General features: G+C 58.3%; 18 protein-coding genes. 9 read left to right on the forward strand and 9 right to left on the reverse strand.

The features are described from left to right. Positions 1 to 546: 546 nt before the first annotated feature. Positions 547 to 2,070, forward strand: a complete 1,524-nt coding sequence (locus ACSQ2Z_RS10975; protein ID WP_436081236.1) for an AAA family ATPase — start codon at positions 547 to 549, stop codon at positions 2,068 to 2,070. 39 nt (positions 2,071 to 2,109) lie between these two features. Here ACSQ2Z_RS10975 and ACSQ2Z_RS10980 read toward each other — a convergent pair whose 3' ends face one another. From ACSQ2Z_RS10980 to ACSQ2Z_RS11000, 5 genes are all read right to left on the reverse strand, one after another. Beyond that, on the reverse strand, positions 2,110 to 4,500 hold the full coding sequence (locus ACSQ2Z_RS10980; protein WP_436081237.1) for a phosphoketolase family protein: 2,391 nt from the start codon (positions 4,498 to 4,500) through the stop codon (positions 2,110 to 2,112). Between the two features lie 92 nt (positions 4,501 to 4,592). Next, positions 4,593 to 5,132: an N-acetyltransferase family protein gene (locus ACSQ2Z_RS10985; protein WP_436081238.1), complete on the reverse strand. Its 540-nt coding sequence runs from the start codon at positions 5,130 to 5,132 to the stop codon at positions 4,593 to 4,595. Between the two features lie 158 nt (positions 5,133 to 5,290). Further along, positions 5,291 to 6,286 carry a zinc-dependent alcohol dehydrogenase family protein gene (locus ACSQ2Z_RS10990; protein WP_436083053.1) on the reverse strand — a complete coding sequence of 332 codons (996 nt, stop codon included), beginning with the start codon at positions 6,284 to 6,286 and terminating at the stop codon, positions 5,291 to 5,293. Positions 6,287 to 6,416: 130 nt separating this feature from the next. After that, positions 6,417 to 6,731, reverse strand: coding sequence for a TraR/DksA family transcriptional regulator (locus ACSQ2Z_RS10995; protein ID WP_436081239.1), 315 nt, complete (start codon positions 6,729 to 6,731; stop codon positions 6,417 to 6,419). Between the two features lie 224 nt (positions 6,732 to 6,955). Beyond that, on the reverse strand, positions 6,956 to 8,542 hold the full coding sequence (locus ACSQ2Z_RS11000) for an MBL fold metallo-hydrolase (protein WP_436083054.1): 1,587 nt from the start codon (positions 8,540 to 8,542) through the stop codon (positions 6,956 to 6,958). Between the two features lie 140 nt (positions 8,543 to 8,682). Here ACSQ2Z_RS11000 and ACSQ2Z_RS11005 point away from each other — a divergent pair, with 140 nt between their 5' ends. The 3 genes from ACSQ2Z_RS11005 to ACSQ2Z_RS11015 all read left to right on the forward strand — a co-directional run bounded on the left by ACSQ2Z_RS11005 (position 8,683) and on the right by ACSQ2Z_RS11015 (position 10,859). Then, entirely contained in the window at positions 8,683 to 9,108 is a 426-nt protein-coding gene (locus ACSQ2Z_RS11005) for a hypothetical protein (RefSeq protein WP_436081240.1), read from the forward strand. Between the two features lie 469 nt (positions 9,109 to 9,577). Beyond that, positions 9,578 to 10,225, forward strand: a complete 648-nt coding sequence (locus ACSQ2Z_RS11010; RefSeq protein WP_436081241.1) for a BON domain-containing protein — start codon at positions 9,578 to 9,580, stop codon at positions 10,223 to 10,225. A gap of 166 nt (positions 10,226 to 10,391) precedes the next feature. Continuing rightward, positions 10,392 to 10,859, forward strand: coding sequence for a hypothetical protein (locus ACSQ2Z_RS11015; RefSeq protein WP_436081242.1), 468 nt, complete (start codon positions 10,392 to 10,394; stop codon positions 10,857 to 10,859). Positions 10,860 to 10,875: 16 nt separating this feature from the next. On the opposite strand, the gene ACSQ2Z_RS11020 is transcribed toward ACSQ2Z_RS11015, so the two are convergent. Continuing rightward, positions 10,876 to 11,610, reverse strand: a complete 735-nt coding sequence (locus tag ACSQ2Z_RS11020) for a response regulator (protein ID WP_436081243.1) — start codon at positions 11,608 to 11,610, stop codon at positions 10,876 to 10,878. 137 nt (positions 11,611 to 11,747) lie between these two features. Between ACSQ2Z_RS11020 and ACSQ2Z_RS11025 the strand changes: the two genes are divergently transcribed. The 4 genes from ACSQ2Z_RS11025 to ACSQ2Z_RS11040 all read left to right on the forward strand — a co-directional run bounded on the left by ACSQ2Z_RS11025 (position 11,748) and on the right by ACSQ2Z_RS11040 (position 18,251). Further along, entirely contained in the window at positions 11,748 to 12,494 is a 747-nt protein-coding gene (locus ACSQ2Z_RS11025) for a helix-turn-helix domain-containing protein (RefSeq protein WP_436081244.1), read from the forward strand. 31 nt (positions 12,495 to 12,525) lie between these two features. Further along, complete coding sequence (locus ACSQ2Z_RS11030; RefSeq protein WP_436081245.1) at positions 12,526 to 14,442, forward strand: PAS domain S-box protein; 1,917 nt, start codon at positions 12,526 to 12,528, stop codon at positions 14,440 to 14,442. 186 nt (positions 14,443 to 14,628) lie between these two features. Continuing rightward, the gene (locus tag ACSQ2Z_RS11035; RefSeq protein WP_436081246.1) at positions 14,629 to 17,319 is read left to right on the forward strand and encodes a bifunctional acetate--CoA ligase family protein/GNAT family N-acetyltransferase; all 2,691 of its coding nucleotides are present in this window, start codon (positions 14,629 to 14,631) and stop codon (positions 17,317 to 17,319) included. A 98-nt stretch (positions 17,320 to 17,417) separates the two neighbouring features. Continuing rightward, positions 17,418 to 18,251: a universal stress protein gene (locus ACSQ2Z_RS11040; RefSeq protein WP_436081247.1), complete on the forward strand. Its 834-nt coding sequence runs from the start codon at positions 17,418 to 17,420 to the stop codon at positions 18,249 to 18,251. 87 nt (positions 18,252 to 18,338) lie between these two features. Here ACSQ2Z_RS11040 and ACSQ2Z_RS11045 read toward each other — a convergent pair whose 3' ends face one another. Then, on the reverse strand, positions 18,339 to 18,794 hold the full coding sequence (locus ACSQ2Z_RS11045; RefSeq protein ID WP_436081248.1) for a pyridoxamine 5'-phosphate oxidase family protein: 456 nt from the start codon (positions 18,792 to 18,794) through the stop codon (positions 18,339 to 18,341). Between the two features lie 166 nt (positions 18,795 to 18,960). Between ACSQ2Z_RS11045 and ACSQ2Z_RS11050 the strand changes: the two genes are divergently transcribed. Beyond that, positions 18,961 to 19,608: a BON domain-containing protein gene (locus ACSQ2Z_RS11050; RefSeq protein WP_436081249.1), complete on the forward strand. Its 648-nt coding sequence runs from the start codon at positions 18,961 to 18,963 to the stop codon at positions 19,606 to 19,608. 33 nt (positions 19,609 to 19,641) lie between these two features. On the opposite strand, the gene ACSQ2Z_RS11055 is transcribed toward ACSQ2Z_RS11050, so the two are convergent. Together ACSQ2Z_RS11055 and ACSQ2Z_RS11060 are read right to left on the reverse strand one after the other, a co-directional pair. Beyond that, on the reverse strand, positions 19,642 to 21,501 hold the full coding sequence (locus ACSQ2Z_RS11055) for a heavy metal translocating P-type ATPase (RefSeq protein ID WP_436081250.1): 1,860 nt from the start codon (positions 21,499 to 21,501) through the stop codon (positions 19,642 to 19,644). A gap of 165 nt (positions 21,502 to 21,666) precedes the next feature. Further along, a complete protein-coding gene (locus ACSQ2Z_RS11060) occupies positions 21,667 to 22,197 on the reverse strand; it encodes an Hsp20/alpha crystallin family protein (protein WP_436081251.1) in 531 nt (176 codons plus the stop codon). Positions 22,198 to 22,201: the final 4 nt, after the last annotated feature.

A 22,201-nucleotide genomic window follows, 5' to 3' on the forward strand; every position in this document is an offset into this window, starting at 1 on the left:
TCAAGCAGTCATCATAAAATGGCTTCTTCTAATTATCATTATTCTTATGGCCGCGTCGGTTCTCAGCGTTCTTTTGATCAAGGCTTATGCTCTGACAGTGCCACTTGGAGCTGAAACGGGTGGCATTGAGAATGATCGGTACCAGAATCGTATCGTTGAGACTTAACCGTCGAGACTATCCCATGGGCGAGTGTGGCGTTCCCCACTTCCTCTCGATCAGAACGGCTTTCGATCGTGGTCCAAGCGTCACGCGAACTGCATCTGCGAGTAGCGTTGCGCCCTTCAAAATCTTCTCTCGAGCGGCTGAATGAAAAAGGACTTGTTTGGGAGCCATGGTTCAACCGTTCAACCCTCCGTGCACTGACTTTTGTAGCACAGGTTGAAATGGACGCTTTGACGCACATCAAATTGAACGGCGTGATGGCTACGGGGATTGCGGGCTGACAATTGGCGACCGACTTTTGATGCCGGTCAAAGTGAACCCCTTGGATCGGTGATTTACTTTTGCAGTCACTGCGCGAAAAGGAAGGACAGCGGAGGCAATCCATGTTTGCTCAGGACCAAACCGCGGTTACCGCCTTTCTGACCGACCCCGTCACTCATGGAGCCGAAACGGTAGAAACAATCGAAACGCATATCTCCCGCATCTTTCTTGTTGGCCAACGCGCCTTCAAGATGAAGCGCGCGGTCAAGTTGCCCTATGTGGATTTTTCGTCGCCCGAACTGCGATTGAAAGCGTGTAGGAGGGAAGTCGAGCTGAACGCGGCGACGGCGCCGAGGTTGTATCTCGGTGTCCGGCGGATCATGCGCGATCACGAGGGGCGTCTCGTTTTCGATGACGGAGAAGAGCTCGCCGATGCCGTCGTCGAAATGGTCCGGTTTGACCAAGGCTCGTTGTTCGACCGCATGGCCATCGAGGGCAGGCTGACCGCCGAGCTCGTGACCCGGGCGGCAGGCATGATTGCCCGCTTTCATCATGCAGCTCCAGTCGTCCATCAAGGCTCTGGTTCGGCGAACATCGCTGCGGTATTGCGCATCAACAACGAAGGGTTCGCCACCAGCAGGGTTTTCAAGACAGACGAACTTGCAGGCTTCAATCATGCGTTCGAGAGGAAGTTGGTGGATTACGCGCCATTGCTCGATGCGCGCGAGGTGGCCGGAAATGTCAGGCGCTGCCACGGCGACCTGCATCTTCGCAACATCTGCCTCCTCAATGGTGAGCCGCGGCTGTTCGATTGCATCGAGTTCAACGATCAGATTGCTACCGTCGACACCCTCTACGACCTTGCTTTTCTTCTCATGGACCTCTGGCATCGCGGATTTCCGCAGCTCGCAAATCTGGTCATGAATCGATATCTGGACGAATCCGCAGACGAAGACGGCTTTGTTCTTCTTCCCTATCTCATGGCAATACGGGCTGCGGTGAGGGCGCATGTCGCTGCCACGCAAGTAGAGGAGAGCAACGACGACCCAGGGCGACTTGTTGCCGAGGCACGCTCCTACTTCGATCTAGCGCTCTCTTTGCTTGATCCAGTTCCGCCGAAACTAATTGCCATTGGCGGCTTGAGCGGTTCCGGCAAGACAACCGTGACAGAAGCGTTGGCCGCCCACGTCGGTACGCCTCCGGGCGCCAGGATTATCGAGAGCGATCGCATTCGAAAGGCACTGCACGGGGTCCCGGCGGAGAGGAAGCTTCCGGCAAGCGCCTACCGACCCGAAATGTCGGAAACAGTGTATCGGGAGATGGCGTGTCGCGCCGCCTCAATTTTGCGCGCAGGAGGTTCGGTTGTAGTCGATGCGGTGTTTGACAAGGTCACTAACCGCGATCGGATAGAGCAGATGGCACGTAATCTCCAGGTTCCATGCTCGAGGATTTGGCTCGAGGCAGATTCGGCAGTGCTTCGCAACCGTGTCGCTGCTAGAACGGCTGGGCCATCCGATGCGGACCTGGGCATCCTCTCGAGGCAACTCGCGTCCGAAACCGGTGATGTCCACTGGTCTCGGACGAACGCCAACCGGGGCGTTGACCAGGTCGTCCGCGAGATCCTCAGCCTTCAGGCCCGCGGATGACGCGTGCTGAGGCCTACCGTTCAGGCTGAGCGTCTTGCGTCAGGAACGCGTCCATTTCCAATCGCGGACCTCTGGCATGTCCTCGCCGTAGGCTCGGATATAGCTATAATGATCCGCGAGCTTATCCTCGAGCATGCCGATGACGGCTGCTGCCTTATCCTTCAATCCCGGCACGCGTTCGATCGCCTCGATTGCCAGGTGGAAGCGGTCAAGTCCGTTAAGAACGGCCATGTCAAAGGGCGTCGTCGTGGTGCCTTCCTCGACAAAGCCGCGGACATGAATGTTCTCGTGGTTGGTGCGTTTATATGTCAGCCGATGAATGAGATAGGGATAGCCGTGGTAGGCAAAGATAACCGGGCGATCGGTGGTAAACAGTCGATCGAAAGCGTCGTCGGTGAGGCCGTGTGGATGCTGGGCTTTCGACTGTAGTGCCAGCAGGTCGACGACGTTCACGACGCGAATACTAAGCTCCGGGATCGCCGCGCGAAGGAGGGTGACGGCCGCGAGTGTCTCCATGGTGGGCACGTCGCCGGCGCAGGCCATCACGACGTCGGGTTTCGTTACACCTTCCTCGTTGCTCGCCCAATCCCATATGCCGATACCCGCCTCGCAGTGCCGGGCAGCTTCGTCCAGCGTCAACCATTGCGGTTCGGGCTGCTTGCCGGCGACAATGACATTGACGCGGTTCCAGGTCTTCAGGCAATGGTCGCCGACCCAAAGCAGCGTATTGGCGTCCGGCGGAAGGTAGATGCGAACGATATCCGCCTTTTTGTTGGCGACGAGATCGACGAATCCCGGATCCTGGTGACTGAAGCCGTTGTGGTCCTGCCGCCAGACATGGGATGTCAGCAGGTAGTTGAGAGAGGAAATGGGTTTGCGCCAAGGTAGTTCGCGCGAAACTTTCAGCCATTTTGCGTGCTGGTTGAACATAGAATCGATGATGTGGATGAAGGCCTCGTAGCAGGAGAAAAAACCGTGTCTCCCCGTTAGAAGATAACCCTCGAGCCAACCCTGGCATAGATGTTCGCTCAACACCTCCATCACCCGGCCATTACGGGAAAGATGGACGTCGTAGGGTTCAATTTTCTCCATCCAGACGCGGTCGGTAACTTCAAAGACACTCCCGAGCCGGTTCGATTCGGTTTCGTCCGGCCCGAAAATGCGGAAATGGGCGGTCGTTTCATTGAGCCGAAGGACATCGCGAAGATAATGACCGAGCACTTCGGTAGTCTGGACGAGAGATGCGCCGCGCCCTGTAACCGCCACGGCATAATCGCGGATATCTGGTACATTCAGCTCTTTTCGGAGCAGTCCGCCGTTGGCATGCGGACTGGCACCCATTCGTCGCTCGCCTTCGGGCGCGATCCCACGCAACTCCTCCTTCAACCGACCGTCTTCATCGAACAGATCTGCCGGATCGTAGCTGCGCATCCACTCCTCAAGGATTCGACGATGATCGGCATTCTCCCTGCAATTGGCGACTGGTACCTGATGCGACCGCCAGAAGTCCTCGACCTTCTTGCCGTCTACTTCCTTCGGACCAGTCCAACCTTTCGGGCTGCGCAAGACGATCATCGGCCACCGCGGGCAGGAAACGGTATCCGATCCGTTGCGGGATTCTTGCTGGATGGTGCGGATTCGATCGAACACTCGGTCGAGCGTCTCGGCCATCTGTCGGTGCATCTTTTCCGGCTCGTGACCCTCCACGAAGAATGGCTCGTGACCGTAGCCGCGGAATAAATTTGTCAAGTCTTCGTCGCTTGTGCGGGCGAGCAACGTCGGATTGGCGATCTTGTAGCCATTGAGGTGCAGGATCGGCAGGACAGCACCGTCGCGGGCGGGATTGATGAACTTATTCGAAAGCCAGCTCGCGGCAAGTGGTCCAGTCTCGGCCTCGCCGTCACCCACGACGCAGGCTACGATCAGGTCCGGGTTGTCGAAGGCAGCTCCATAGGCATGCACCAAGGCATAACCGAGTTCGCCGCCCTCGTGGATAGAGCCCGGCGTTTCCGGAGCCGCATGGCTTGGGATGCCGCCGGGAAAGGAGAACTGCCGGAACAGTTTTTTCATCCCGGCCGCATCTTGGGAAATTTCAGGATAGATGTGGCTGTAGGTGCCTTCGAGGTAGGTGCTCGCGACCATCCCTGGCCCGCCGTGTCCCGGTCCGCAGACATAAATCATGCTGAGATCGCGATTTCGAATAATGCGGTTGAGGTGAGTGTAGATAAAATTGAGGCCGGGCGTCGTGCCCCAGTGCCCGAGAAGGCGGGGCTTGATATGTTCCGGCTTCAGCGGCTCGCGCAGCAGTGGGTTGTCGAGCAGATAGATTTGCCCCACAGACAGATAGTTGGCGGCACGCCAATAGCGGTCGACGAGCTTCAATTCTCCGGCGGTCGCGGGCCTTGCGGACATCTCGGCGTCTGACTGCATCTGTTTTCTCCTTGGTTCGCTCCGTCAAAGCGATCGCGAGCGGCGGACAGCAAAGGCGCAGAATGCGATCAGTGAGCCGTGAAAACGGTGCGTTAACGGCTTTGGGCAGCATCGGCAACGGTGAGTTCTCGCCGCAAAAGAACGAGCGTCGGGTCGTCGTCGTAGTCCAAGGCCCTGAAACCCATATCCCGCTCCAACTCGATCGCTGAATGGTTCTCACGACTTTCTATGGACTCGATGCTTTTAATTTTGTGCCGCTCCGCATAGCGGCAAATATGCGCAAGCATTTCCCAACTTATTCCCTGATGTTTGAAATCGCTGCGGATTGTCAGTGCGACCTCGCCTCGTTGATCGACCTTGTCAGTTGCCAGCATTGCCACGGCAAGCAGCGTTTCATTGGGCGAGAAGGCGAGAAAATTGACGACGTGCGGATCATCGACACGTGTCATTTCGACGAGCCTTTCGTGGGACACTGCCTTCATTCCAGAGAGAAATCGAAATCGTAGATCCTCCGGCGTCACGTGCGTGAAGAACTCCGCAACGATTGCATCGTCTTGTGGCGTGGCGTGCCGAACGTGGAAGCGAAACCCAGTGCGTGTGGTCAGATCGTCATCGGTGTCGTGAACTTCCATTTCGCTTCTCCTTTGCGCCGGCCAGACAGCGCTCTCAGGCGATGGTTGAGTTGGACGGCTGGCTCATGGTTGGCGAGAGTAGCGCCGCGTTTTGCAATGACATTGATTTAGCTCAAGGAACGAACAAGTCTCTAACAGAGCAATGATGACTTCGGCTGTTAGGTTCGCCCCTGCGGGACGAGAACCGCTGCGCCGCTGACCTTGCCCGCCCGAAGGTCGGCAAGAGCGGAATTGGCATTATCGAGTGGATAAGCAGTAGTGTGCGTGCGCACGCCGGCTTGCCTGGCGACCGCGAAAAATTCGCATGCATCCTGACGTGTCAGGTTTGCTACGGAAACGAGTTCCCGCTCGCCCCAAAACACAGCGTAAGGCATGGTGGGGATGTCGCTCATGTGGATGCCTCCGCAGACCACGCGCCCACCTTTGCGCACCGCCTTGAGTGCCGCCGGTACGAGGCTGCCGACCGGCGCAAAGATGATCGCGGCGTCCAGGGGTTCCGGTGCCGGCTCATCCGAACCGCCGGCCCAGGTGGCACCAAGGTCGAGGGCGAAGCGCTTGGCCGCCGCATCATCGGGACGGGTAAAAGCATAAACCTTCCTCCCCTGCCAGATGCACACCTGGGCGATGATGTGTGCCGCTGCGCCGAAACCGTAGATGCCGATCCTGCGACCGTCACCGGCCCGCTTCAGTGAGCGCCAGCCGATCAGGCCGGCGCAGAGCAGGGGCGCCAGGGATACGGGATCGGCTCCGGGGTCAAGATCGAATGCATAGTCTGCGTCCGCAACGGCATGCGTGGCGAAGCCGCCATCACGGGTGTAGCCGGTGAACAAAGGGTCATCACAGAGATTTTCCGCGTTCGCTCGGCAATAGGAACATGTCCGGCAGGTTTGGCCGAGCCAGGGCACCCCGACGCGGCGGCCTATTTTTGCTGTGTCTCCATCGTCGCCCACCGTCTCGACGATACCGACGATCTCGTGACCCGGAATGAGCGGCAGCTTCGGCGAATGCAGATCGCCATCAATCACATGAAGGTCCGTGCGACAGACGGCGCAGGCCTCGATCCTCAGCCGAATCTCACCGGCACGCGGCAGGGGCAGCGGCCGCTCGACCGCTAACAGCGGCCCGCCAATCGCTTCAAGGACCATCGCTCGCATTGGCATGGCTCTTTCGTTGATATCGGTGGAACCCTGCCCAGAAGGAGCGATGGCCTTCCATCCGATATTGACTTTCGTCTACGCTGTTCAAGCAAGATTCCCGGATTCGATCCGGCAGTCTTAGTTGCTGCTAAGCTGCGCCACGGGCGCATTCGACGCAATAGGGCGAAAAGGGCAGGGCTTCGAGCCGCTGTTCGCCGATCTCGGCCCCGCAAAGGACGCATCGGCCGTAGGTTCCACTTTCAATGCGATCAAGCGCCGACGAAATCGCTTTCAATTCTTCGCGGCCACTCCGGTCCATGCCCATGAGGACCTCGTCGTTCTCCGTTTCGATCGCCCGATCGGCGCTGTCGGGATCCAGTTGTTTGCTGAGGTCGCTTTCAATCGCAGCCAGCCGCCGCTCAATGCCGCGACGCCGATCTTCGAGATCTCGTTTTATCTCCATTATTTTCATTTTTGTTCTCACTCAGTTGTGGCCGACTTGAATCCAGCAACGCCTTTTGCGTGCGGTGGCTGCGACCTCCATAACGGTTCCAGGATATGCAGCTATGGGCTTTGCTCGTTGACCAGGATCAAGAAACAGGAAACTCGTGGTGCCGTCACACGGGAAAGTCTTGCCCATCATACGCCTGCCCATCGAAAATACGATTATTGTCGAACACAGGGGATTTACTCCGCCAATGCGCGCCGCAGCTTGCGAATGACCACGCGTCTCGCTTTGTCGTCGGCAGTCTTTGCCAATTTTTCCTGCAGATCAAGCACAAGCGATTGAAGGTCGTTGTGCCAGTCCATATTGCCTACGCGAACAGGGTCGATCCGTGGCGGCTGCACCGCATCGGATATATCGACCGGTCCCGCCGGCGTCAGCCGGAACGCTGCGTCCAAATGCGGGGATGTGATCCGTTGCTCCGGCAGGAAAGCCAGTAGGCGCCGCCGCAGACCTGAAATTCCTATTTCTTCTCCATGGACGAGAAAGACACCGGCACGAACAGGTTGTCGCGCACGCACCCATTCAGCCAGTTCCGGGCCATCGGCATGACCGCTGTAGATATCGAGCCTGCGAATGCGCGCGCGGACCTTTATATCGTCTCCCTGAACGCGGACCATCGAGGCACCATCCTCGAGAATGCGGCCCAGCGTTCCCGCCGCCTGATAGCCGACAAGCAGGACTGTGGCTTCGTCGCGCCAAAGCCAGTTCTTTAGCCGATGGCGGATGCGGCCCGCCTCGCACATGCCGCTTGCGGCGATGACGATGTGAAATCCCTTGATGAAGTCGACGGCCTTGGATTGCTCGACGGTCTCGGTGAACCGTACGTTTCTGGCCTGCATGGCCTTGGCCAGCAATGCGCCGTTTTCCAAATCCCGTGCATGTTTGCGAAAAATCGCGCTGGCTCGCGTGGCCAGCGGTGAATCGATAATGATCGGGCATGTTGCGATCTCGCCGGCCTGCATTAAGTACACCAGATCGGCGAGGAGCTCTTGCGTGCGTTCGACGGCGAAGGAGGGGACGAGAAGTGCCCCGTTGGGATGGGTTGCCGCCACGACCTCCGCACGCAACGCCTCACGGCGAGTTTGGTCTGTGGCTTCAATGCGGTCTGTGTCACCATATGTGCTCTCGCAAACGACATAGTCCCAGCCCGCTGGCGCTTCCGGGTCGAATTGCAGAAGTTTGTGGCTGGGTCCGATGTCGCCGGAGAAGAGCATCCTGACAGTGGGAGAACCGGCGATTTCCAACTCAACCGAAGCGGAGCCGAGCAGGTGGCCGGCGTTCCAGAACCTGAAACGGATGCCCGCCGCCGCGGTCTGCCATGTTTCAAGTTCCACCGAGTGTAGCAGCGTCACCGCAACGGCTGCGTCCTCGGCGGTATAGATAGGTGCAACGGTCAGCCGGCCCCGGCGCTGGTTGCGGCGGTTCAGGTGCTCGACTTCGCTTTCCTGGATATGGGCGGAGTCAGGCAGCATCACGGAGCAAAGATCGATCGTGCCGGGCGTTGCAAAGATCGGGCCGTCGAATCCGGCTTTGACGAGCTTGGGTAGCAGGCCAGAATGGTCGATATGCGCGTGGGTTAAGATGACCGCGTCAATCGTCCGAGGGTCAAAAGGAAAGGCCCGATAGTTGAGTTCCTTCTCGGTCTTGGATCCTTGGAACAGACCGCAATCGACAAGTATGCGTCTATCGCGAAATTCGATAAGATGACAGGATCCAGTGACCGTGCCCGCTGCGCCGTGGAAACGGATAATCGGCTGATCAGACATGGCTTCGCGGACCTTTGGTGGGATTTCAAATCGTCGCCTAGCATAGCCATCAAAAGCGGGACGCAACTTGATGTGCGTCAAACTCGAGCCGCGCCCGTTGACATATGGGACAGGGCGAGGGGAGGTGTCGAGGTCACCATATGGCTGAATTCGACAAGGTTGTCGCTCTGAGAGCACCAACGGCAGTGAACTTCATGCGAGCAGATGCCAGACACTATACAATCCTCATCCGGGTCGACCGGATAGCACGCCTTTTCAACTCCCTGGACCCCACGCCGTTCAGGGAACGCGACCTCGACGACGATGCCGAGCGATTTATCGTCGAGTGGGCACAGGAAGCCCCTGCGAACGTGCCGATTGAAATTGTTATCCAATTGCCGAAGGAAGAGACGAATTCTGTATCCGAGCAAACTGTGACGCATGCTGTGCAATACAATTTCGAGGGCCGTGCCACCCAAGCTAATCGTGAATTGCGAGAGTTGCTTCGGGAGGGACGACGGGCGTTGATTATCGGCATCCCGATTTTGGCTTTCAGCCTCGTGCAAGTCAGATGGTCAACAATTTGACAGGGACGGCCGCATTTTCGCGCGTGGTCAGCGAAAGCCTGCTGATATTTGGCTGGGTTGCAAACTGGCGCGCTCTTGAAATCTTTCTTTATGGCTGGTGGCCAATTGCGCGCCGTCGCGACCTTTATCGGCGTCTTGCGTCAGCGCCAGTGGCGGTTTTGTGGAGTTAGAAATTCAGGCCATCGGGAGCGGGGAGCGCCCCACTTGCGGCGTACGCCGTTCGACAGGGTTATCGACCGCGTTTTGCGCGAAGCCGCATGATTCTGCGCCGAATCTGTGCCCGTTCCCTTTTTGCGCATTGAAGATGCTCGGCGCGTTGCTTGCGCAGGCACATCTGCTGTCGTCAAGCCGCTTAAATCGGCGGGGGGGATAAAGGGTCGTATGACTTTGACGCGGATCAATGCCTACCGTCGATTAAATGCCGAAAGTGGCGGACGTATGCAGCCCTTGAGGCAGAGAGGAGAGTCCAATGGACGACAACGTTTTGAGACAGGACATTATCGATGAACTCGAGTTCGAGCCGAGCATCGACGCTGCGAACATCGGCGTGGCGGTGGAAAGTGGCGTTGCAACGCTCACGGGCCATGTTCCAACCTATGCCCAGAAGGCGACGGTCGAGGATGTCGTCCGACGGGTAATTGGCGTCAAAGGCATCGCCCAGGAAATCGAAGTACGGCCCTTTGGTGCGAACCAGACCGCAGATGACGAAATCGCGAAGCGCGCCTTGTACATGATCAACTGGAATACGACAGTTCCCAAGAATGCCGTCCAGGTGAAAGTCCAAAAGAGTTGGGTAACACTGACCGGTACGGTCGAATGGCACTATCAAAAGATTGCCGCCGGTGACGCTGTGAAGGGGCTTGCGGGCGTATCTGGGGTCAGCAACAACATCGACCTCAAGCCGCGAGTTTCCGTTTCTGATGTCAAGAAGCGCATCGAGGATGCACTGAAGCGCAATGCAGAAGTCGAGGCCAAGGGCATTCGGATTGACGTCCTCGACGGCATGGTCACGCTTGAAGGCCGTGTCAAAGCATGGCCAGAACGCGATGCCGTCGAAAGGGCAGCGTGGTCTGCACCTGGTGTGAAGGCGGTCGTGGACCGGATTACTGTCGAGTAACGCACCTATGGAACAAGAGACGGTCTCTCCGGGATCGTCTCTTCGGCAGACGCCTAGTGAACAAATCGATTTGATGCTTCGCGGATGAGGAGATTTTCCGCGGAATTCAGCAGGCGACGATAACCGGCGGAATAGGAATGAGCGCATGAACGTGAGGAGTGACCTGATGCCTGCGGCCTACACCATCGCTCAGATTTCGGCTGAACAGATCGACGTGACCTATCCGCTAATCCAAATTGTGGAACAATCACTGGAACAGGCCGACTGGCGCGAAATCTGCGAGAGCATCATTCAGCGACGTGTCAATCTGGCCGGTGGAAACCATATCGCGATCGCAACGAATCCAACAGGATATGTGCGGGGCATCTGTATGTTTCGCATAAAAAACCACCAGCGTTATGGGCTGCTACTCGATGTGCCGATATTCGTCGCGGTCAGCGCCGGGGATGTTGCTGGCGTCTCCGAGGCTCTGCTCGATCACCTCAGGACATTGGCGCAGAATCAAAAATGCCGAATGATGCGGGTTTGGGGCCTGGGAACTGACAACTGGAGCAGAACCCTGCAGAAAGGGGAATTCGAACGTTGGGATCACGGCCTGTTGATGCCGATTGAAGTGGATCCCGGCGATATCTGACGGTTTCGACGAAGGTTCAGTCCTGCGTGGGCCTTGCACTGAAGACATAGCCCACATTGCGAACAGATTTGATCAGCGTGGGGTTCTTTGGATCACGCTCGATCTTCCTTCGCAGACGCCCTACCTGGGCGTCTATGGTACGATCGTACGCCCCCAAGTTACGGCTGCGCGTCAAGTCCATCAACAATTCGCGCGAAAGCACGCGGCCGGCGTGCTTCACGAACACGCAAAGCATGTCGAACTCCCCGGTCGTCAACGCAATATCGCTGCCGTCGGCGGAGAATAATTGGCGACGGCCCACATTAAGTTGCCAACCGTCGAAACAGAAACTTTCCGTTGTCTCGTTGTCTCCTTTTGAGGCCGGGGTCTGGTGACGACGCAACACACTTCTCACACGCGCCAAGACTTCCCGCAGGTGAAATGGCTTGGCAATGTAGTCGTCGGCGCCCACCTCCAAACCCACGATCCGGTCGATCACGTCATCACGCCCCGTCAACATGATGATCGGGATATTCGACCGGGAGCGGATATCCCGTGCCAACGCTAGACCGTCTTCACCACCGGGAAGAACGAGATCGAGAAGGATAATGTCCACCCCAGCCTTGGTCAGACAATCTCGCATTGCCGGGCCATCCGCCGCCGCGCTGACGCGATAACCCTCACCCTCGAAGTAGCGGATCAGCATCTGCCGAATTCTGGGATCGTCATCAACGACCAGGATGTGCTCTGTTCGTATCGCACTGTTCGACATCGTTGCCCTCCGCCGGGCCGTCGCCATACTGTTACAAGCTGTTACATACCCGCACGAAACCTTACATGCTCGTCGTCACGCCGTCACCGTGCCGGTTGAACTTGTCTGAACCAAATCGATCGGACAAGGGGGACACCATGCTCGCGCAGATACATTCCTTGCAGGCTTCCATGTCGAACGCAGTCTTGCCAGGAGCCAGCGCGGGAACGCCGGGCTTGCAGGATATTTTCAGCAAGCAGCCGATGGATCGTTTCGACGCGGGATCGACGCTGTTCTGGGAAGGGGACCCCGCCGCCAATGTCTTTGAGGTCGTCGCCGGCGTGCTGCGTATCGTCAGGGTGTTGAGCGATGGGCGGCGCGTGATCACGGGGTTCATCTATGCGGGCGAGTTGCTGGGCGCGTCTCTCCGCGATCGATATCTCTACAGCGCCGAGACCGTCACGCAGGTCACGGTCAGGCGTTTCGGACGCAACCGCTTCCAGGAGGAAATTTCGCGTCAGCCGGAACTTCGCGAGCAGCTTTTTTCCCGGTTGAGCGATGAACTGGCTGCGGCGCAGGACCAGATGGTGCTGCTGTCGCGCAAGAACGCCGAGGAAAGGGTCTGCAATTTTCTTCTGTTGATGACGCGCCGCGTCGCTCAGGCTTGCCTGGCAATGCCTATCGTGGAACTGCCGATGACACGGCTCGATATGGCAGACTATCTTGGGCTGACGATCGAGACGGTCTCGCGTACAATGACAAAACTGGTAAATCGTGGCGTTATTAGCCCTGCCGGTCGCCATTCTGTTGTTATAGTAAAGCCGGTGACACTCGCATCGCTTGCCGGCGAGAGCTATGCTGACCCGTACGGCGCGCCGACAGGACGTTGTTTAGGGGCTGCTTGATTCACTAACGGCCTATCGAGGTGGAAACTGCATGGGCGACACGGCACACGGCGGATCGGCAACAGAACTGCGGTTGGAAGATGTCGCCCGCTTCCTGGACGATGCCAATATAATGATACATAGCTTTGACGGCATCATTCGCTACTGGAGCAAGGGCTGCGAGAGGCTCTATGGATATACTCGCCCTGAGGCTATTGGCCGGAATGCCCAACATCTCCTTGCCACCGAGTTTCCGGAACCGATCGAGAGTTTGCGTGCGCGCCTCATCGAGCGGGATATTTGGCAAGGCGAGCTGGTTCACTACCACAAGGACGGTCGTGCAATTTCCATCATGAGCCGTTGGGTCCTTTCGGGAGAAGCACCCGCGCCGTTGATTGTTCAGACAGACAACGACATTTCCGAGCTGAAGCAAAGCCAAGCCGGTCTCGCCGAACGGGAAGCTCATTTGCGGTCGATCCTCGACACCGTGCCTGATGCCATGGTCGTCATTGACGAAACCGGGGTGATAGGGTCGTTCAGCGCCGCGGCAGGGCGGCTATTCGGTTATGTCGAGGATGAGGTTCTCGGAAAAAATGTCAGAATGCTGATGCCGCAGCCCGATCGAGACGCCCATGACGGTTACCTGTCTCACTACATTCGCACCGGCGAGCGGCGCATTATCGGCTATGGCCGCGTTGTGACGGGCATCAAGAAAGACGGAACGACTTTTCCCATGGAGCTTTCGGTCGGTGAAACGACTGCCAATGGAAAGCGGATCTTCACCGGTTTCATCCGCGACCTGACGAGCCGGCAACGGATAGAAGAAGAACTGAGGCAGTCTCAGAAAATGGAGGCGGTGGGGCAACTGACCGGTGGCATCGCCCACGACTTCAACAATCTGCTGACCGTAATCAGCGGCAATCTGGAAATGATGGAGACACGGCTCAAGGACGAGGCACTGCGGGAATTGCTGCGTGAGGCGCAGGAGGCGGCGGATGATAGTGCTAAATTGACGAGCCAGTTGCTGGCTTTCGGCAGACGGCAGCCGCTCAATCCGAAGCCAGTCGACGCAGCGATGCACGTCTCCACTTTCTCCGAGCTGCTGCGCCGGACATTAGGGGAGACCATCGAGCTGCGGAGCGTCACAAACGGTACACCTGGCCAGGTAATGGTTGACGCGTCGCAGCTTCAAAACGCACTTCTCAACCTGGCGCTCAATGCCCGCGATGCGATGCCTCGCGGAGGCCGGTTGACCGTCGAGATAGCGCGGACATTGCTCGATCGCGACTATGCGCAGATGTATCCCGAAGTCCGGACGGGAAATTACGTTCTGATCTCTGTGACCGATACTGGCTCCGGGATGACAAACGAAGTGAAGCGGCACGCTTTTGAGCCGTTCTTCACCACGAAAGCCGTTGGTTCCGGTACCGGTCTTGGATTGAGCATGGTTTACGGGTTTGTGAAGCAATCAGGAGGCCATATCCAGCTCTATAGCGAACCCGGCCAGGGAACCAGCGTTCGCATATTCCTTCCCGCCTTTGCAGAAGGGAATGACAAGACCGGAGCCGAGGACGGGGCCTCTTTGCCGGACCGAGATATCCCGAAGGGGCGTGAGACGATTCTCGTGGTCGAGGACGAGGCACGTGTTCGCCGGGTGTCCGTCATGCGGCTGAGGGTCGCGGGCTATACCGTCCTGGAAGCGGACAAAGGAAGCGATGCGCTGGAGATGCTTGCCGCACACCCCGAGGTCGGCTTGTTGTTTACCGACATCATCATGCCTGGCGGCATGACCGGTGACGAGCTGGCAAGGTACGCGCGAGCTCTGAGGCCCGATCTCAAGGTTTTATTCACCTCCGGCTATGCCGAACCGAACATCGCCGGAAAAGAGTTTACCGATCCCGGAAGCTGGTTGCAGAAACCCTATTCCGCGCGCGATCTTGCGACGCGGCTTCGCGAACTCCTCGATTGACGGGGATCGCACCTCTTATTTTATAGCTGGACGCGCTTCTCGCCTGACTCGCTGTCAGGGAGTCCCGTATAACACTATTGGAAGCCAGGTTTGATTTCGCGCTCATTGCGCATTCGGCGCGCAACTCGTTCAAGCTCGCCTGCTGCTTTTGCACGGCATAACAAGCAGAAGCCGGAGATATTTGCGATGACCATTCGGAACATGGAGCATGCCATTGCCCCGAAATCACTCGTCGTTGTCGGTGCATCGAACCGGACCGGCTCGCTGGGAAAAGTCGTAATGACCAATATCCTCGCTGCCGGTTTCGACGGCGAGATCTGGCCAGTGAATCCGAAGTATACCGAAATGGGCGGTCGCCGCTGCTTCTCCAGCGTCGAGGAAATCGATGGTATTCCAGACTTCGCCGTTGTCATGACGCCAGCGGAAACCGTGCCGAAGATTATCGATGCCCTCGGAAGAAAGGGGACCCGCGCGGGGCTGGTGATCACGGCGGGGCTGGACGAGGCCAATGGACTGAAACAGGCCATGCTGGATGCCGCAAGACCGTTCCTGTTTCGCGTCATAGGACCCAACACTGTCGGCATGATCGTGCCGTCTGCGAAACTGAATGCGAGTTTTGCGCATCTGCCGGTCAAGGCCGGTGGCATTGCCCTGCTGTCGCAGTCGGGAGCGATCGCTACCTCGCTGATCGACTGGGCTGCCGATACCGGTGCAGGATTCTCCCACATCGTATCGCTCGGCGACATGGCGGATGTCGATGTCGGCGATTTTCTTGACCTGCTGGCAGGAGATCCGAAATGCCGCGCGATCGTGATGTATCTCGAATCCATCCCGAATCCACGGAAATTCCTCTCGGCCGCCCGCGCGGCGGCGCGATTAAAGCCAGTCGTCGCCATCAAGGCCGGACGCCACGTCGAAGCGGCAAAAGCCGCGGCTACACATACGGGCGCCCTATCCGGCGCCGATAGGGTCGTTGACGCCGCGCTACGCCGCGCCGGCGTTTTGCGTATCGATGGTCTTGCGGAATTGTTCGATGCGGTGGAAACGATTGGGCGGTTCTCGCCGCTTAAGCGCGCCCAGGTCGCCATCGTGACCAACGGGGGAGGAGCGGGCGTACTTGCAGTCGACAGGTTGATGGATCTCGGATGCGTCCTTGCGGAGCTTGGGCCTGCGACCATCCGCTCCCTCGATGCGGTTCTGCCCGGCACCTGGTCCCGCGCTAACCCGGTCGACATCATCGGCGATGCTCCTCCGGAGCGCTACAGGCTGGCTATCGAAGCCGTTGCCGCCGATCCGGCCGTTGATGTGTTGATCATCATGAACTGTCCAACCGGATTGGCGTCTCCGGTCGACGCCGCGCACGCCGTTGCCTCCGCTGCTTCCTCGGGCTTGATTTCTGGCAAGCCGGCGCTGACATGCTGGTTGGGTGGCCAAGCAGCGCGGGAAGGCCGCCAGGTCCTCGCCGCGGCTGGCCTGACGAGCTTTGACACACCTTCGGATGTCGCGATGGCGATGTCGTACCTCAGCAATTGGTCTGACGCGCAGCGCGCTCTGGCGCGCGTCCCAAACGGTGTGAGCGGCAATGTCGTGCGGGACCGGCAGGCGGCCCTTGTGATCTTTCGCAATGTCGCAGGCCAGGGGCGGCGCATGCTGACGGAGCCGGAAGCAAAGGCGGTCATTGCTGCCTACGGAATCCCCGTGCCCGAAACGGTCGTCGTGGACGCGGGCGATATGGTGGAACAGGCCGCCGCGCGGCTTTTGGAACGATCGGCCAAGGTGGCGGTCAAGCTCCTGTCGAAGACGCTGACCCACAAATCCGATGTCGGAGGCGTGGCGCTCGACATCGAAACGGCTGCTGCAGCGCGACTGGCAGTCGACGAGATATCCCGAAACTTGAAGCAGCTCGGCCTTGAGGCGGCGGTTGACGGTTTCACATTACAACCGATGATCGAACGCAAAGGGGCACACGAACTGATACTCGGCATCCATCGCGATCCCATCTTCGGCCCGGTGATTTTGTTCGGTGCTGGGGGCGTTTCCGTCGAAGTGGTGAACGATACGGCGATCGCGCTGCCGCCACTCGATGACCTGTTGGCGGCTGATGTGATCGACAGGACGCGCGTCGGCCGCCAGTTGGCAGGTTACCGGGATCGCCCGCCCGCCGACCGAACGGCGCTTGTGTCATCGCTCAATGCGATCTCGCAGATGATCGTCGATTTCTCCTGCATCGTTGCGATTGACATCAATCCGCTGCTCGCCGACGACCGGGGCGTGATCGCGCTCGACGCCCGCATCGAAATCGACCCCGCTGCCGTGGAGTGTCCGAGCCCGAATCCAAATCTCGCCATACGGCCTTATCCCGCAGAGTGGGAGAAGGAATTCCTTATTCAAGGCAAGGATTATCGGCTTCGACCAATCCGACCGGCCGACATCTCGCTATACCCATCATTTCTCGAAAAGGTTTCGGCGGATGATATCCGATTGCGCTTCCTCGCACCGCGCAAGAGCTTTCCGGACCAAATGCTGATCAGACTGACCCAGATCGACTACGAACGTGAGATGGCATTCGTTGCACTCGATGGGAACAGCGGCGAACTGGCCGGGATCGCACGGTTATACGCAGACCCCGACCATGAGATCGCCGAGTACGGTTTGCTCGTGCGGACTGACCTGCAGGGCCATGGTATCGGGTGGGCGCTGCTTGCCCACTTGAGGGACTTTGCCATGGCGGACGGCCTGCGGCGCATCGAAGGCATAATGCTCAGCGAAAACCAGGAAATGCTGAAAATGTGCAGGGAATTCGGGTTCGTCGTCGAGCGCTACAAGCAGGATCCCCGTCTGTTCCTGGCAAGTCTGGATCTGAGGCGCTCTTCCTGACCAAACGCGCGGGCATCCTTGACGGAGATCAATGTGGACGCGGCGGGAAGGCCTAAGCTTCGAGTTCACAGTTCAATGATCTTCGAAAGGGACATTCCATGAGCTACAAAACCGTTCTCAGCGTGACTGGGATTCATCAGTCCGACGATGATCTGCGGGCAGCGGCAGAGCTATGCGCTTCCGCCGGCGCGCATCTCTCCGCCTTGGTCGTCGCGTTGTCGGCATCGCCACCGATTGGTGAATATGCTGCTGCCGTGTCGGTCGATTGGCTCGAAGAGCGCAGCCGCGAAATTGCGAAGCTTGACGAACGGGCGGAAGATGCCAAGGCCTTGCTTGCCCAAACCGGCATATCTTTCGAAGTCGATACGATCTACACGGAGATTGCATGGTCCGACGAGGAAATCGGTGAGCGTGCCTCCTATGCCGACATCTCACTCCTTGGGCCCGGCCTTAAACTGGACCCGGAACTCCGGGCGCGTGCCATCGACGGCTGTCTCTTCAAGTCTGCGCGACCTGTTCTCATTGTTCCAAAACGCGGCAAGCCGACACTTTCTCCCAGGACGATCATACTTGCCTGGGACTCGCGTCTGGAAGCCGCCAGGGCAGCGCGCGAAGCAATCGACATGATGAAGAACGCCGAGGTTCATGTGACCCTCGTTGACCCTCGGGCATCTTCCGCGAGAAACGGAGAGGAACCCGGCGCCGATGTTGCCGCCTATCTTGCGCGGCATGGGATCGAGGTCACGGTCGACCGGTTGGCGAGCGGCGGCCGTCCCGTTGACGAAGTCCTCAATCAGCATGCGCTTGATGTCTCGGCCGATCTGATCGTGATGGGGGGCTATAGTCATTCTCGCCTGAGGGAACGCATCTTCGGCGGCGTCACGAAGGCGATCGTCGAGGAGTCGAGCGTCCCCGTTTTGATGACCCACTGATCCCGTTTTGCCAAATGCCGCCCCGGTCGTGCGACCGGGTCGGCATCACTTGTCTGTATGGGCTGCAAGACATCACCACTCTGCGGGCTAGTTGTCCGCGTTCACCGCCATTCTTCCGGTCACCTCGACTATATCAATTCCGTAAAACAGGTGAGGCGAAGCGCTTGCGATTGCTTGCGGCGTCGACTTCAGTGCTCCTGGTTCCCACCAATTTATGCGCCGTTCGAGAATTGACCAGGCATGAAGCCGCTGGTGGTGCCATTGATCGGTGTCCGGAAATTCTTGATATTTCCCGTAAATGACGACGCTTCTCCAGCCGGAACCGCTCGAGAACTCATCGACCTCGACGCAGACGTGAGGATTCTCGCGCATCCAGTCGACTTTCTGTCCCGGCATGGAGAAGCTGTAAAGGCAATTGCCGTCAAGGGCATAGTAAATCGGGATGATATAAGGCCGGTCATTTCTGGAGCAGGCCAACCGTCCCAGGCGACCGGTGGAGATCAGGGCGATGCATTCCGGGCGCGTCATTTCCTTCACCATCATGGCATTTGGCTCCTTTTCGGCACCAGGTTTGGCAATGGCAATAGTGGCACGAAAAACGTCACTTCATTTTGATCCGGCGCAAAGACTTTCGGCATCGGTCTCCTGAAAATAGCAGAACATCGCGCTCTTAAGGAGCGAGCCAACGGCACCAAAAGGGAGATTTGTCATGAACGACATGGAACTGCGTCAGGATATTCTGGATGAGCTTTCATTCGAGCCAAGCCTCGAGGCCGAGCACATCGGTGTCGCCGTCGACAACGGTGTTGTTACGCTTACCGGGCATGTCGGTAGCTACGCGGAGAAGACGGCGGCTGAACGTGTGGTACAACGCATCAAGGGAGTGCGTGCCATCGCGCAGGATATCGAAGTCAGATTTCCCGAAGACAAGAAGACGGCCGACGACGAGATCGCCGGGCGCGCCGCAAAGATCATCGCGTGGGACGCGGCCCTTCCGGACGGAAAAATTCATATCAAAGTTCAAAAGGGATGTGTGACGCTATCGGGTCAAGTCGACTGGCACTTCCAAAGCGCTGCAGCCGAAAACGCGGTGTGCAAACTCTCCGGCGTTACGGGTGTCAACAATATGTTGACGATCCGCCCGCGCGTCGACATTGTCAGCATCAAAAATTCCATCGAAACCGCGCTCACGCGGAATGCGGAGATAGAGGCAGACGGCATTAGCGTCGATGTTTCCGGCGGGAAGGTGACGTTGAACGGCAGGGTCAATACATGGCGGGAACGCACCACGGCAGAACGTGCTGCCTGGTCCGTGCCAGGCGTCACAGCGGTCGAAGATCGGTTGGTCGTCGTTTGACCGATGGCGCGCGGCAGGCGATCTGCGGCCTACTCACCGTAGCGCCCGCATTGCATTGAGGATGACGGCGAGATCGATGATCTCTTGCAGGAGTGCGCCTTGGACCGGCGGCAGGTAACCGAAAGCCGCCAGAAACATTGCGGCTAACGACAGTCCGAGACCGGCAATCACACTTTGCCGCGCGATTGCAAACGTCCTGTGCGAAATCGCGATCGCCTGTGCGATAGGTGTAAGCTTGTCGACGAGCAGGACCACACCGGCGGCCTCGGAGGAGGCCGCCGCACCGCGTGCGCCCATTGCCACGCCGACATCCGCAGATGCCAGGGCTGGGGCGTCATTCACCCCATCACCGACCATCATCACAGGACCGGATCGACGAGCGGCGAGAACGGCCCCCACTTTCTGCTCTGGCGTAAGGTCTGCGAGAACCTGATCAATTTCCAATCCGTCGCTAATGACAGACGCAACGTCGAGACGATCCCCCGTAGCAAGAATGATTTTTGTAATTCCTGCTTCACGGAAGCGGGCAACGGCTGTGGAAGCGTCCGTTCTGACTTGATCGGCCATGATGATTATTCCGGCAACGATGCCGTCAATTGCGACCGCCACGACCATTTGGCCCGGTTTTCCATCCGAGCGGAACGATCTCGGATCGCCTTCGTTGCTGTTGGCGGCAACGTAACCGCTTCCTCCAATGACGACCCTCTTTCCGTCGACGAGGCCTTCCAACCCGGCGCCGGCGTTTTCTCGAACATTGGTGGGTGACGAGAGCCGCAGGCCGCGTTTACGGGCAGCGGCGACGAGCGCGGCTGCCATCACGTGGTTCGAAGCCTGGTCAAGCGATGCCGCTAGTCGCAGAAGTTCAGCATCCGTGGCCCCGTGCGCCGCACGGATGTCGACGATTTCGGCAGAGCCGAAGGTCAACGTGCCGGTCTTGTCGAGCACAGCCACACGCACGCGGCTGAGCGCCTCAAGAACATCGCCTCCTTTTATCAAGACCCCAATTTTTGCAGAACGGGAGAGACCTGAAACGAGGGCAATCGGTACGGCAAGGATCAGGGGGCAGGGGGTTGCCACAACAAGGACTGCCAATGCGCGGCGAGGCTCGCCGGACAGAAACCATGCCGCGACGGACAGCCCAATCGTCAGGAGAAGAAAGACGATAGCATAGCGATCAGCCAAGCGCGTCATCGGCGCTTTGCTTTTCTGAGCAGCCTCCACCAACCGCACGATGCCCGCATAGGTGCTCTCGGCCGCCGGGCGGAGGACCTGCATGTCAAAGGCAGGTCCGAGCGAGGTACTGCCGCTCAGGACCTCATCCCGCGGCCGGCGCTCGACGGGGAGGGACTCACCGGTCAGGGCCGACTGATCCAGCAGGGCGGATCCCGACACGATCGAACCATCGACAGGTATGACCTCACCCTGTCGAATGAGAAGGCGGTCACCAGGAACGAGGAAGGAGATAGGCACCTCCTCAAGCCGGTCACGTCTGTAGCGTATCGCACGCTGCGGAACCCGCCCGAGCAAGGCCGTCATTTCTTGCGCCGCGCGGCCGGATGCGAACGCTTCGAGCATTTGTCCGCCGGCATACATAAGTGCAACGACGTTTGCTGCCAGCGTTTCGCCGAACGCCAGTGCCACAGTCATGGAAAGAGCGGCAATCAGGTCCAGACCGAAGTCGCCGCGAAAAAGGGAGTTGCCGGCGGTCACAAGGAGTATAGCCAGGATAGGAACCGTCGCACTTCCCCACAGGAGTGGCGACGCAGAGGGCATATCCATGAATTGAAGTGCGAATCCGCCAATAAACCCGCTCAGCGCAACCGCGACCAGGATCGATTGCATATGATCTGATAGTCTTGTCACGAGGGCATAACGGCGGAAACGGTGTTGCATCGGTCCCTCTCGCAAACACACGGAGCCTTCGGCAAACGCTAAGTTTCAGCACCGGTTGGCGTATACTACTGGTCTTAGTCGGTACGCAGCAAACACTTCTCAACGGTTTTCGCGGGAGGCGCGCCGTTTCTTCACCGACGCGCCAATTGATCTTCAGAATCTAAATCAGGCCGATTTGACGGGGATTTTCTTTTCATTCTTCTGGGCTTCTGCTGATTTCGGCAGCTTGATTGTCAGCAGCCCCCTCGCAAAGGACGCTTCTATCTTGTCGGCGTCGACTACATCGGGGATCGGAAAGCTGCGCTGGAACGAGCCGTAGCTGCGTTCGGAGAGGTAGCAGTCCTTTTCTTTCTCCTCCTTCTCCTCCGTTTTTTCGCCTTTGAGCGTCAGCATGCCGCTTACGACACTGACCTCGATATTGGTTTCATCCATTCCGGGCAGTTCGGCAGTAATCTCGTATTCCTGGTCTCTTTCGACCACGTCGACAGCCGGAGCGATTTGCCACCGGGTGTCGGCCGCGGTCGCGCCGCCTCTAAGTCCACGGCCAAAGGGGGAGCGCCACGACAGGGGATGGAAGTCATCGAACAAGCGATCGATGTCCTGGCGCAGGTTATCCAATAGGCTCCAGGATTGCCCGGTCGCCACCGGTGTCGTGCCCTCGGTCTTAACTTGCAATTTTGTGGGCGACTTATTCATGATT

It is taken from the genome of Pararhizobium sp. LjRoot235 (genome assembly GCF_964254145.1).
GTDB lineage: Bacteria > Pseudomonadota > Alphaproteobacteria > Rhizobiales > Rhizobiaceae > Pararhizobium.